Genomic DNA, 12,413 nt, shown 5'->3' on the forward strand with positions numbered 1-12,413 from the left:
GACGGGACGGGCGGCGAGACAGGGATGCGACCACTGCGGCACGGCTACACGAATGACACCCGGGGGGACGGGGCTGTGGTCGTGAAGCGGTATCAGGGTGGCATCGATGAGCAGCTGCGCCGGGGGACTGAGCTGGCGGCGTTGGAGCGGCTTCCGTCCGGGTTTCCGGTGCCGCGGGTGCTGGGGGTGCCGGAGGGTGCGCTGCGGCTCGAGCAGCTCGGGGGCATGCACGGGCAGGATCTGATCGACGAGGGGCTGGCCCGGCCGGTGCTGCGCAGCTGCGGGGAGTTGTTGCGGCGGCTGCAGCAGGTCGACGTGAGCACCGTCTTCCCGGACACGGCGGTGAGCACGGGGTGGGTGGTCGTGCACGGCGACTACGGGCCCAACAACATGCTCTTCGATCAGGACACGTTCCGGGTGACGGCGTTGCTCGACTGGGAGTGGGCGCACCCGGGCGACCGGATCGAGGACGTCGCGTGGTGCGAGTGGATCGTGCGCCGGCATCACCCGCGGCACGTCGACGCGCTTGACGACCTGTTCGCGGGTTACGGCGTACGGCCGTCGTGGGCGCGGCGGCAGCAGGCGGCCGCGGCCAAGTGTGAGGCGATGGTCGAGCGGTTCCGCAACGGGCCCGCGGCGGCCCGCAAAGCGTGGCAGGAGCACCTGACGCTCACCCTGTCGTGGACGGAGTGAGCGCCAGGCGGGTGCTCACAGCGGCTTGAACTGCAGGAACGCGATCCCGGGATGGGGCAGGTCGATCGTCACGTCCTTGCCGGGGGCGACCCGGCGGGCGGGTTCGGCCTCGTCGAGCCGGTCGGCCGCCCGCAGAGCCTCCCACTGCGACGGCGTCGGCCACTCGCCGTCAAAACCGATCACCCCATGCGTACGGTCGACCCGCCACACCCGCATCAGGTGGGGCCGGGCCAAGCCGGGGCGCACGACGACCGTACGGAGCAGTTGGGGGTTGCCGTTGATCTGGCCGTGGTCGAGCGTGCTGTTCCAGAGCAGAAGCCCGAGCCCGCCGTCGTCGTAGCGCGACGCCCACGCCGAGACCAGGCTTTCCGCGCCGTCGCCGGTCAGCTCCACCGGCAGCTCGAGCGGGCCGAGCCGGGCGGCCAGCGACAGCGCCCAGAACTTCGGCTTGGCCAGGGTGCCCACGGTGAGCAGACCGAACCCGCCGTGCAGCAGCCGCTGCGGACGCCCGAGCTCCTCGAAGTGGTCGCTGGCCACCCACGGCGCCAGCGCGTCGGTCCGGCCCGCGGCCGACCGCATGCCGTCGAGCAGGAACGCGGCCGCGAACACGCTGTCGTTGACCCGGCTGCCGTGGGTCGCGGTGACGCCCCACTCGGTCCACAGCAACGGCCGGCCGTCGGCGATCGGGCGCAGGTCGAGCGGCAGCGTCCCGTAGACGTGGGTGGACAGGAAATCCGCGTCCCGGGGGGTGTCCTCGACCCAGCCGACCGCGGCGGTGGCGGGCCCGCCCACCCGCAGCGCCTGATCGACGTCGCGTACCGCCGCGGCCGTGACCTCGTAGAGCCGCCAATACTCGGCCGGTGTGCCCGACCAGAAAACCGACAGGTTGGCCTCGTTCCACACCTCGAACCACCAGCGTTCCCGCACCTCGTCGAGGCCGTAGCGGTCGACCACGTGCTGGGTGAAGGCGCGGATCAGGTCGGCCCAGCGGTCCCAGTCGCGCGGCGGCGAGATGATGCCGCGATACGTGAACACCGTCCGGGACGGGTCGCGGGCCAGGTCGCGCGGCATGAAACCGAACTCGACCACGGGCGTCAGACCCAGGTCCCGTACGAGGTCGAAGATCTGATCGATTCTCGTGAAGTCGTGGACGGGCTCGCCGTCGACCTCCCGGTAGACGCCGTTGTCGTCGCCGAGGATGTGGTGGGCGCGGACAGTCTTCACACCCAGCTCACCGGCCACGCGTCGTAGAGCCGCGGTCAGGTCGGGGCCGATCACCTGGCCGCCGGTCTCGTCGGTGGACAGCAGGTGGGACAGGTGCTCCGAGCCGACCATCGCCTCCCAGACGCGGGGGAGTGGGGCGGCCCCGTCGCCCACGACCACGGTGATTGATTCGGACATTTCGCCGGGCCGGGATTCCACGGGCTTTGATAGCGGACCGATCGCCGTCACTGTTTCCAGAGCTGCCACGGCATACCAGCCCCCACGCCCGGCAGTGGTGTCGGCGTAGGGCCCGTGCGGCACGGCCAAAACGTCCCCGCCGCCGTGATCGACCACCTCGAACGGACCGTCGGGCGAGGCCGAGCGGTGCACCGCGTAGCCGATGGCCCCCGGCACCAGCTCCCAGTTCACGGTGACCTGGCCCTGACCGGTGACCGCCGTGACCCCGGCGGGTGCGGGCAGGCGTGATCGTTGCGGTTCCCCGGCCGTACGGTCCTGGGCGCCTCCGCCGCCCATCAGCGCCGCCCAGCTGGAACGGGCCTGGTCCTCGATCGTCATCAGCTCCCTCCCAGTTGCGGCAGCCGCTGCCCGGCCGGCACGTTGAACGTCTCCTGAGCGAGCAGGGGCCGCACCGCCCGCTCGAAACGCGGCGTCACGAAGGCCTTCTTGAGCACGTCATGCGACAGTTCGTTCCCGATCGCGCCCATGATCATCGACTGGTCGAGCGACAGATACCGCTTGGCGACCGTCTTCGAGCGCACCGCCACGGCGTCGTAGAACCCGCCCGGCCCGTACGCGTCGAAGTTGCTCCTGAGCCGGGCCAGGTTGGACAGCACCGGCTTGCGCGCGTACGGCAGGGCCAGGAACGCGGCGTGCGGCGTGACCACCCCGTCGCCGTAGACCGCGGGCGGCCCCGGCGGGCGGCAATCACCGAACCCGGCGTCGTACTTGCCGCCCTCGATGTCGGAAGGGTAGCCGTCGGTGTCCATGCCCATCGCGTCGACGCCGTAGACGCCGTACCCGCCGAACGGGTTCGACGCCGGCGAGAAGCCCCAGAAGCCGTACTTGGCGTCGTTGAGCCCGTGCTCGATCTGCGCGGCCACCGTCGCCGGGTGGTTGCGGCCCCAGCTGCGCGGACCCCACTGCGCCTCGGGCACGAACAGGTCGGGCATCAGCGCCTCGAACATGTCGCCGCCCCACGACGGCACGAAGGTGATGCCGCGATACCGGTACGAGCCCTCATAGACCTGCCGGCCCAGATGCCTGGTGGTGAAACCCTGCGGCTGCATCTCCTGCCACGAGTAGTCGCAGTTGTCGGGGAGCGTGCGCATGGTGTCGAAATACGCCGTACGCGGGATGGTGCCCTCGGCGATGCCCAAGTAGGTGGCCATCCGCGGCTCGGTGACGGTGATGTCGTAGTGGTTGCAGGTGAACCACACGCCGTCCTGCGCGACGGAGCAGCCCGGCGGCTGAGTGTCCCAGAAGCCGCCGCGGATCAGGCCGCGCGACCCGATCGGCGAGGTGGCGGCGGGGTTGAAGTAGAAGCCGAAGTCCATCCGGTCCAGGACTTTCGCGGCCTTGGCCTTCAGGGTGGGGAAGGCGCCCTGGACGACCTGCAGGCCGGCCGCGAGCCAGCCGTTGTCGACGCTGGACAGGAACGGGGTGACCTGGGTGCCGTCGGGCAGGACGGTGAGGACGGCGCCGGTGTGCGGGTCGTACCAGTTGTAGAACATGCCCGACTGGTTGTGATGCTTGAGGGTGGCCAGCGTGTCGAGGGTGCGTTCCACGCGCTGGGAGGCCTCGCGGGGCGAGATGATGCCCAGCTCGCGGGCCACGAGGGCCGACCACATGTAGCCGCCGATGTTGGTGGGGGAGGTGTAGGCGGCGGGGGCGGACAGGTCGCCGGGGATGTTGTCGGCTACCAGGCCGGTCTTGGGGTCGGTCATGGCGGTGAGGGAGCGCCAGGTGTCTTTCGCGTACGTCCGCAGTGGGTCGGCGGGGGCGGCGGCGTTGGCGACGGTGGCGCTGGTCGCTATCAGGGCCAGGGCGAGCAGGGGAGCGAGTATGCGTCTCATGGGATCACCTCGGGGTGTCGTTGGTGAGTGAGGACGTCACTTGAGGCCGGTGGTGGCGATGCCGCGCATGAAGTGCCGTTGCAGGGCCAGGAAGACGATCAGGACGGGTACGACGACGACCACGGCCCCCGCCAGCAGCAGCCCGTAGTAGATGCGGTTCTGCCCGATGGCGTACAGGGCCAACGCCACCGGCAGCGTGTACTTGTCGTCGGTCGTGGCCACCACGAGCGGCCACAGGAAGTTGTTCCACGACGACAGGAACGTCAGGATCCCCAGCGTGGCCAGGGCCGGCTTGCACAACGGCAGCACGACCCGCCAGAAGATCCGCCACTCGCCGGCGCCGTCCACGCGGGCGGCCTCGATCAGGTCGTCCGGGATCGCGAGGAGGAACTGCCGCATCAGGAACACGCCGAACGGCCCGGCCAAAAACGGCAACACCAGGCCCGCGTACGTGTTGGCCAGCCCCAAGTTGCTGACGAGCACGAACTGCGGCACGAAGGTCACCATGCCCGGCACCATGAGCATGCCCAGCACGGTCAGGAACAGCGCCTTACGACCGGGGAAGTCCAGCTTGGCCAGGGCGTACCCGAGCAGCGAGCAGAACAGCAGGTTGCCCGCGGTCACCAGCACGGCCACGATCGCCGAGTTGGCGAAGTACTGCGGGAAGTCGAGCCGGTCGAACAGGTCGCGGTAGTGGTCGAGCGTCCACGTCGACGGCCACCAGGTGGGCGGGACCGAGCGGATGTCGGCCTCGGGCTTGAACGAGGACAGCAGCATCCACAGGAACGGCCCGACCACCACGAGCAGCCCGGCGCACAGGATGGCGTACAGGGAAAGCTTGGCCACACGATCTCTAGTCATCGCGATTCCCCAGCAGCCGGAACTGCATCACGGACAGCGCCACGATGGCCACGAACAGCACGTACGAGGCCGCGGCGGCGTAGCCGTAGTTGCCGAACCCGAACTGGTTGTAGATGTGGTAACTCACCGACAGGGTCGAGCTGAGCGGCCCGCCCTGCGTCATGACCAGCGGCTCCTCGAAGAGTTGCAGGTAGCCGATCCCGGTGATGACCGCCCCGAACAGCAGGGCCGGGCGCATCAGCGGGATCGTGATCCGCCGGAACTGCTGCCACCGGCCCGCGCCGTCGAGCGTGGCCGCCTCGTACAGGTCATGGGGAATGCTCTGCAAAGCCGCCAGGAAGATCACCATGAGGGAACCGAAGTTGCGCCACGCCGCCATCACGATGATCGAGCCGAGCGACGTGCTGGTGTCGCCCAGCCAGTTCGGGCCGTCGATGCCGACCAGGCCGAGCAGGTTGTCGACCAGGCCGGCCTCGGGGTCGAGCAGGAACCGCCAGATCACCGCGATGGCGACGATGCTGGTCACCACGGGCAGGTAGAAGCCGACCCGGAACACGGCCCGGAACCGGATCAGGCCCGAGTTGAGCCCGTTCGCCGCGGCGAGGGCCGCCACGATCGTGAGCGGCACCCCGATGACGACGAAGACGAGCGTGTTGACGGCCGAGCGCAGGAACAGGTCGTCGGAGAACAGCCTCGTGTAGTTGTCCAGGCCGACGAAGTTGACGGCCAGGGGCGTACGGAGGTCGGTCGCTCGCATGTCGGTGACGCTCATGACCAGCGAGGCCATCACCGGCAGCAGCGCGAACACCAGGAACAGAACCGTGAAGGGAGCGGCGAACGCCCAGCCGACGAATCGGCTCCTCCGGCGGGGCGTTTTGTCCGATTTAGGAAGGACCGGCGGCCGCTCTTGGAGGGCCGCGGTCACGATCCCGTGCCGATGGAGTCAGCCTGGCTCTGCACCGCCTTCAACGCGGCCGCGGGGTCGCTCCCACCGACGCACACCTTCTCGGCCTCCACGTCGAAGGTCGCGGCCAGCTGCGTCCAGGTCGGGAACGCGGGCGGCGCCTTGGCCGACTTGAGCTGCTCACCGAACACCTTCAGCATCGGATCGCCGCTCAGTGCCGTGTCGTCCCACGCCGACTGCACGGCCGGCAGGTCGCTGACCGTCTGATACCACTTGGCCTGCACGTCGGGCTTGCTCAGCCACTGCAGGAACTTCCAGGCCGCGTCGCGATTCTTGGCGTCCTTGAACACGGCGATGTTGCTGCCGCCGATGAACGACGTCGACGACTGCTTCGACGGCATCGGCGCGACCGCGAACTTGCCCTTGACGCCCTGCTCGTTGAGGATCCCGACGTGCCACGGGCCGGACATGAAGGCGCCGATCTCGCCCTTGGCGAACGCGGGCTCGAGCGCGCCCTCGGGCAGGTTGGTCGGCGACAGCTTCTCGGAGAAGAACGACTGGTAATAGGTCAGCGCCTCGGTCATCTGCGGCGTGTCGAAGGTGTACTTGTCGTCGCTGTTGATCTCGGCGCCGTTGGACCAGCCGAACGGCAGGATCGACTGCCAGCTGCCGGTCTTGCCGGGCTGCAGGTTGACTCCCCACTTGGCGCCGGCCTTCGTCTGCATCGCCTTGGCCATCGCCTTGAGGTCGTCCCACGTCTTCGGCCCGTCCGGGAAGCCGGCCTTCTGCGCCAGATCGGTGCGATAGAAGATCCCTCGCGTCTCGACATACCAGGGCACCCCGTACGCGGTGTCGTCGACAACGGTCGTGTCCCACGCGCCCGGGAAGAACGAGTCCTTCTGGAACAGGTCGGTCGGCGTCGGGTCGAGCGCGCCGGTCTTGGCGATCTCGCCCTGCATCGTCGTGCCGATCATCGACACGTCCGGGGTCGCCTTGGCCGCGATCGCGCTGGTGATCTTCTGTCCGGCCGAGTCCCACGGCACCGCGGTCACGCTGACCTTGGCGTCCGGGTTCTCCGCGGTGAACGCCTTGGCGAACTCGCCCAGCTTCTCGCCCTCGGTGCCCATCGCCCACACGGTGATCTCGCCGCTGGCCTTGCCCTCGGCGACGTCCTTGGCGGCTTCCTGACCGCCGCCGGAGTCGCGGCCGCACCCCGCGGCCATGCTCGCAACCAGGGCCGCGCTCGTGGCGACGGCCAGCCATCGATATCTCATGGATGCACCTCCTCGTGCACTCCGCAGCTGCGCCGGGTCACCACCTCGGTGGCGAGGATCCGCCGGCGCGCCGCGGTTCTTTCCGACGGTGATTCGTTGATCCGCTTGTCGAGCCAGCGGGCGGCGGTGGCGCCGAGTTCCCGCATCGGCTGGCGTACGGTGGTCAGCCCGGCGAAGCGCGCCGCGAGCAGGTCGTCCCAGCCGGTCACGGCCAGGTCCTCCGGCACCCGCAGCCCGGCCTCCTCCGCGGCGAGCAGCACCCCCAGCGCCACCTCGTCGTTCGCACACACCACGGCGTCGGGCTCGCTCGCCAGGATCTCCGGCGCCGCCGCGCACCCCGCGTCAAGGTCAAGCCCGTTTCCCCGTACGAGGGTCAGCCGGGCCTTCTTGCTCGGGAGCGCTGCTTTCAGTCCGGCGTAACGCCCGGCGACGTCGGGCGAGTCGTCGGGATCGCCGAGAAACGTGATCGTCCGGTGCCCGTGTTCGAGCAGGTGCTCGGCCAGGGCCCGGGCCGTGTTGGTGTTGCCCGCCCGTACGGTGTCCACCCCGTCGACGGGGTCGCGGGCCAGCAGCACGACGGGCAGTCCCGTGCTCGCGATCCCCGCGACCACCTCGTCGTCGACGGTGCGGCCCATGACGGTCAGCCCGTCGACCCGCCCCGCCAGCTCCCGCACGGCCGCCGCCGGATCGCGCCGCCCGTTGGTGGCCAGGATCAGCACACTGCTGCCGAGCGCGGCCGCGGTCGCCTCGTAGCCGAGCACCACCTCGGCGTAGTAGGGCCCGACCAGGTCGGGGAAGACGATGCCGTTGGCCGCGTGCCGCCCCTCGGCGAGCGAGCGTGCGGGCCGGCTCGGCGTGAACTGCAACTCTTGCGCCGCCGCCCGCACCCGTTCCCGGGTCTCGGGCGTGACCAGTTCGGAGTCGCGCAGAGCACGCGACACGGTGGCGATCGAGACGCCCGCAAGCTGAGCGACCTGATAGATGGTCGCCTTTGAAAGCGCTTTCATCGCCATGGACGGGAACGTAACCCGCGCGTCACAGCCCCGAAACCGGGGACCTCGACGCATTCATCATCAGCGATTAGCTACAAATCCCGCATACCTGCCACTGCCGGTCGAGATCGTCCAGCAGGTCGACGATCTCGAAACGGTTGAATTCGCCCACGCCGGACTCCACCAGCCCCTTGCGTCCGACGGCGAACTCGGCGTCGCTGAGCTCGACCTCCCACCACGACGCCGTAGGAGCCGCCCGTCCGCCGTCCCGCAACTTCCCGGCGACCCGGCGAGCGGTATCGGCGTCACGACTTGTGCGGTCCTCCCACTCGTCGTCACCCAGGTCGTCCACGGCGGCGAGCAGGACCCGCGCCCAGAACTCGAACATGGACCGATCCCCGGACAGCCGGACGCTCGTCGGCGTGACCCGGATGAGGCTCCGGCTGATCGGGACGTTCTCCTGGCCGACAACATGCTCACCGAGCGTGAACTGGATGTTCTGCCGCTGCCAGCCCTGGGCCAGCAGCAGCGCGGTCATGCCGTCCGGGCTCCGCACCGCTCGATCGGCCCCGGCGGTCAGCAGCACGCCGGCCACCCGCTTGTCGCCCCGCTCGACGGCGTGCATGAGAGCGGTCCGCCCCCGGCCGTCAACCGCATCGGGGTCGGCGCCGGCCAGCAGAAGCACGTCCACCGCGGCATGATCACGTCGCCGGGCGGCCACGACCAGCGCCGGGGCACCATCGGAACGCCGCACGTCGGCATCCGCGCCGTGGTCGAGCAGCAACCGTAGCACCGCCGGCGTGCTTCCCGACATCACGGCCGCGATCAGCGGGGCCTCCTCACCCGGGCGTGCCGTGGCGCCACCCCGCAGCAACACCTCCAGGACGGCCGGCACCGCCGGCTGCGGCTCGAAGGCCCCCATCTGCAGGGCGCTGGTCAGCACGCTGCCGCGGCGAGAGGCGGCTTCGGCGGCCAGCGCTTCACGCGCGACAAGGTCACGCACCACCTCGACATGCGACCTGAGGACGGCCACCCGCAACGCCGACGCGGTGTGGGGATTGAGTGGTCCGAGCTGTGCCCCGCCCTCCAGCAGCAAGGCGATGAGGTCCAGCCGCCCAGCCTGCGCCGCGATTACCAGTGCGGCGGGCGAGTGCGGCCCGGACCCGTCCCTGGCATCGGGATGCGCCCCGTCCCGCAGCGCGGCCCGGACCTGCGCGGCGTCGCCGGCCTTGACCGCATCAACCAGACGCTGATCGACGATCATCGGCCGTCACTCCTCTCCATGGGCCCGGCCCTCCTCCGCGGCGGCCGGCAAAGCCGGAACGTAGCACCGGGCCTGCCGTCCAACTCTGTTAACCTCCGGCGCCATGATCTTGAAAAGCGGGGGACCTGTCCTGCGGCGCCTCAGCGTCCTCGTCGCCGCGTTCGCGCTGACCCTGACCGGGCTGGCCGCCCCGGCGTACGCCGCCGACGGGCTGACGGCGTTCATCACCCCCAGCTCCGACCAGATTCCGAGCGGCCAGAGCCTGTCGGCCTCGATCCTGATCGGCGCCGACCCGACGATCGTCCCGCAAAGCATCAAGGTCGTCACCACGCTGCCCACCGGCGTGACGTTCGAGCGCGCGGCCTGCGGGCCCGACGGGAACGCCGCCTGCCCGGACGGCCCCTGCGAGGCCTCAGCGTCGACCGTGACCTGCACGGTGACCGGCACCAAGCCGTCGTCGGAGCCGAGCTACGTCTTCAACTTCTCGGTGCGCGTCGAGGGAGCCGTCGGCAGCCGGGCCACCATCAGCACGGAGGCCACCGCCGAGAAGCAGGACGGCACGCAGGTCAGCGCGACCAGCGAGACCACCGTACGGATCGTGCAGTCGAGCGACGTCGGCATCAAGGTCGAGAAGATCTCCGGCCCGTCCGGCCCGGACAACGTCGTCAGGTACACGTACGTCCTGCACAACTACGGCCCGCTGCCCGTGGCCGCGGGCAACGCCGTCTTCCTGGAGTCCGGCGAGCCGCAGGGCCTCGGCCTGTACGGGTTCAAGCCGGCCAAGGTGAGCTGCTTCCAGGAGACGACCGGCCCGATGTCCTGCGGTACCGGCACGGCGCTGGCCCCCGGGCAGGAAACGCGCGCGACTCGCGAACTGGCGATCCCGGCCGGCAGCAAGCTGTGGGGCACCAAGGTCACGATGACGGCGTCGGTCTTCGACAACCCGCCCGGCACCGGCGGCGACCCGGCCAACAACGTGGTCCGGTTCGAGCTCGACTTCACCGGCAAGCCCGCGACCGGCGGCGGCACCGCGGCGCCCGCGCCCGGTGACGGCAGCGGCGGCGAGGGCGGCGGCCTGCCCATCACCGGCACCCCGACCCTGGCGATCGCCGGCGGCGGCGTCGCCCTGCTCGTGATCGGCGTAGTGGCCCTGCTGCTGACCCGCCGGAGCCGCGTCAAGTAGCGTCGCCGGGTGGACCTGGCCGAGGACGCCGAACGCTACCGCGGCGAGCTGCGCGTGCACTGCTATCGCATGCTCGGCTCGTACGAGGAAGCCGAGGATCTCGTGCAAGAGGTGTTCCTGCGGGCGTGGCGCGGCCGCGACGGCTTCCAGGGCCGCTCGTCGCTGCGCGCGTGGCTCTACCGGATCGCCACCAACGCCTGCCTCGACCACCTCGACGGCCGGGCCCGCCGAGTGCTGCCCCACCACGTCGGGCCGCCCGCGCGCTTCCACGAGACGCGGGCGGTCCCGGGCGAGGTGGCCTGGCTGCAGCCCTTCCCGGACGACCTGTGGGTCGCCCCGCGCGACCAGGAACCCGACGCGGCGGCGATCACCAAGGAGACGCTCGAGCTGGCCTTCCTGGCCGCGATCCAGCACCTCCCGCCCCGGCAGCGCGCGGCCGTCATCCTGCACGACGTGCTCGGCCGCCCCGCCCGCGAAGTCGCCGAGGTGCTCGACGGCACGAACGCGTCGATCAACAGCGCGCTGCAGCGGGCCCGGGCCACCCTGCGCACGCACCTGCCGCCCGGCCGCCTCGACTGGAAACCGGTGCGGCCGCCCAGCGACGACGACCGGCGGCTGCTGCGGCGCTACATGACCGCCGTCGAACGCGGCGACCTCGACACGATGGCCGAGCTGCTCGCCGCGGAGGTGCGGACCACCATGCCCCCGTACGCGGAATGGTTCCTCGGCCGCACGGCGGTGCTCGAGGCCCTGTCGCTCAGCTGGGACGCCACCGGCCCCGACTATGTGGGCGAGTTCCGGGTCGTCGAAACCGCCGCCAACGGTCAGCTGGCCGCGGCCACCTACGTGCGGCAGCCCGGCGAGACCACGTACGCGGGCTTCGGGATCGGTGTCCTGAGCGTCGTCGACGGGCGGATCGCCGAGATCACGGCCTTCCACACGCCGGCCCTGTTCGAGGTTTTCGGCCTCCCACTCTCGTTGGACCGATGAGGTTCCGGCCCCGCTACCGTCTCAATGACCATGGCAAAACTTCTGTACTCCGCGACGATGTCCCTCGACGGCTTCATCACCGGCCCCGGCGGCGACATGAGCTGGATGACCAAGCTCCCCGACACCGGCCCGCACGAGGTCGCCGACGGCATCTGGCAACAGGTCGGCTCCCTGCTGATCGGCGCCAACACCTACGGCGGCGACGACCCGAACGCCGGCACCGAAGCCGAGGGCGCCTTCGGCGGCCTGTGGTCGGGACCGCAGTTCGTGCTCACCCACAACCCGCCGGCCGCGCCCGTCCCCGGCTACACCTTCGTGACCGACCTCCGCACGGGTGTGGACGCGGCCCTCGCCGCCGCAGGCGACCGCTACGCCAACGTCCTCGGCGCCGACGTGGCCGCCCAGTGCCTTGCCGCCGGCCTGCTCGACGAGATCCTGGTCTTCATCGCCCCGGTCCTGCTGGGCGACGGCACCCCACTGTTCCGCCACCCGGGCGGCACGTTCGCCGGCCTGGAAGAGATCTCCTCCACGCCGGGCCCGACGCCGACGATCTGGTACCGCGTCCGCAAGTAGCCGGCGAAACAGCACTGGGCGGGCCGACTCTCAACAGCTGCCGGTCGGCCCGCCTCGCCCGGCCGTGACGGTCTGGTATCGCGCCCGCAAGCAGTCGCCCGCCGGGCCGTGACGGTTCTGGTGTCGGGTCCGCAGGCTGTGGCCCGCCGGGCCGTGACGGTTCTGGTGTCGGGTCCGCAGGCTGTGGCCCGCCGGGCCGTGACGGTTCTGGTGTCGCGTCCACAAGCCGAGGCCCGCCCGCCGGGGACGGTTTGGTGACGCGTCCGCAAGCCGTGGCCCGCCCGGCCGTGACGGTCTGGCATCGCGTCCGCAGGAAGCGGCGGCTCTCCCGCGCTTCGACTACACCACGTCTGGCCCCCGCAGCGCGGCGAATCGCGTTGTCG

The 12,413-nt window shown here is 70.6% G+C and carries 11 protein-coding genes; 4 read left to right on the forward strand and 7 right to left on the reverse strand.

The genetic code is table 11. The features are described 5' to 3' along the window. Positions 1-81 precede the first annotated feature (81 nt). Entirely contained in the window at positions 82-693 is a 612-nt protein-coding gene (locus JKJ07_RS51240; RefSeq protein WP_202994392.1) for a phosphotransferase family protein, read from the forward strand. Positions 694-708: 15 nt separating this feature from the next. Here the strand turns inward: JKJ07_RS51240 and JKJ07_RS26075 are convergent, their stop codons facing one another. The 7 genes from JKJ07_RS26075 to JKJ07_RS26105 all read right to left on the reverse strand — a co-directional run bounded on the left by JKJ07_RS26075 (position 709) and on the right by JKJ07_RS26105 (position 9,284). Continuing rightward, on the reverse strand, positions 709-2,472 hold the full coding sequence (locus JKJ07_RS26075; RefSeq protein ID WP_202994393.1) for a GH39 family glycosyl hydrolase: 1,764 nt from the start codon (positions 2,470-2,472) through the stop codon (positions 709-711). After that, positions 2,472-3,989 carry a glucoamylase family protein gene (locus JKJ07_RS26080; protein ID WP_202994394.1) on the reverse strand — a complete coding sequence of 506 codons (1,518 nt, stop codon included), beginning with the start codon at positions 3,987-3,989 and terminating at the stop codon, positions 2,472-2,474. Before JKJ07_RS26080 ends, JKJ07_RS26075 begins: the two co-directional genes overlap by 1 nt. 36 nt (positions 3,990-4,025) lie before the next feature. Continuing rightward, positions 4,026-4,850, reverse strand: a complete 825-nt coding sequence (locus JKJ07_RS26085; RefSeq protein ID WP_236029870.1) for a carbohydrate ABC transporter permease — start codon at positions 4,848-4,850, stop codon at positions 4,026-4,028. Next, positions 4,843-5,658, reverse strand: a complete 816-nt coding sequence (locus tag JKJ07_RS26090) for a carbohydrate ABC transporter permease (protein ID WP_307834411.1) — start codon at positions 5,656-5,658, stop codon at positions 4,843-4,845. The genes JKJ07_RS26085 and JKJ07_RS26090 overlap by 8 nt, the downstream gene beginning before the upstream one ends. Positions 5,659-5,771: 113 nt before the next feature. Further along, on the reverse strand, positions 5,772-7,028 hold the full coding sequence (locus JKJ07_RS26095; RefSeq protein WP_202994395.1) for a sugar ABC transporter substrate-binding protein: 1,257 nt from the start codon (positions 7,026-7,028) through the stop codon (positions 5,772-5,774). Next, entirely contained in the window at positions 7,025-8,041 is a 1,017-nt protein-coding gene (locus JKJ07_RS26100) for a LacI family DNA-binding transcriptional regulator (RefSeq protein WP_202994396.1), read from the reverse strand. The genes JKJ07_RS26095 and JKJ07_RS26100 overlap by 4 nt, the downstream gene beginning before the upstream one ends. 67 nt (positions 8,042-8,108) lie before the next feature. Further along, entirely contained in the window at positions 8,109-9,284 is a 1,176-nt protein-coding gene (locus JKJ07_RS26105) for an ankyrin repeat domain-containing protein (protein WP_202994397.1), read from the reverse strand. Between the two features lie 103 nt (positions 9,285-9,387). Between JKJ07_RS26105 and JKJ07_RS26110 the strand changes: the two genes are divergently transcribed. From JKJ07_RS26110 to JKJ07_RS26120, 3 genes are read left to right on the forward strand one after another with little or no spacing between them, the layout of a single operon-like run. Further along, the gene (locus JKJ07_RS26110; protein WP_202994398.1) at positions 9,388-10,467 is read left to right on the forward strand and encodes a hypothetical protein; all 1,080 of its coding nucleotides are present in this window, start codon (positions 9,388-9,390) and stop codon (positions 10,465-10,467) included. Positions 10,468-10,476: 9 nt separating this feature from the next. Continuing rightward, positions 10,477-11,457: an RNA polymerase subunit sigma-70 gene (locus JKJ07_RS26115; protein ID WP_202994399.1), complete on the forward strand. Its 981-nt coding sequence runs from the start codon at positions 10,477-10,479 to the stop codon at positions 11,455-11,457. Positions 11,458-11,487: 30 nt separating this feature from the next. Continuing rightward, positions 11,488-12,030, forward strand: a complete 543-nt coding sequence (locus tag JKJ07_RS26120) for a dihydrofolate reductase family protein (protein ID WP_202994400.1) — start codon at positions 11,488-11,490, stop codon at positions 12,028-12,030. The last annotated feature ends 383 nt before the right edge of the window (positions 12,031-12,413 follow it).

It is taken from the genome of Paractinoplanes lichenicola, assembly GCF_016785085.1.
Classification (GTDB): domain Bacteria; phylum Actinomycetota; class Actinomycetes; order Mycobacteriales; family Micromonosporaceae; genus Actinoplanes; species Actinoplanes lichenicola.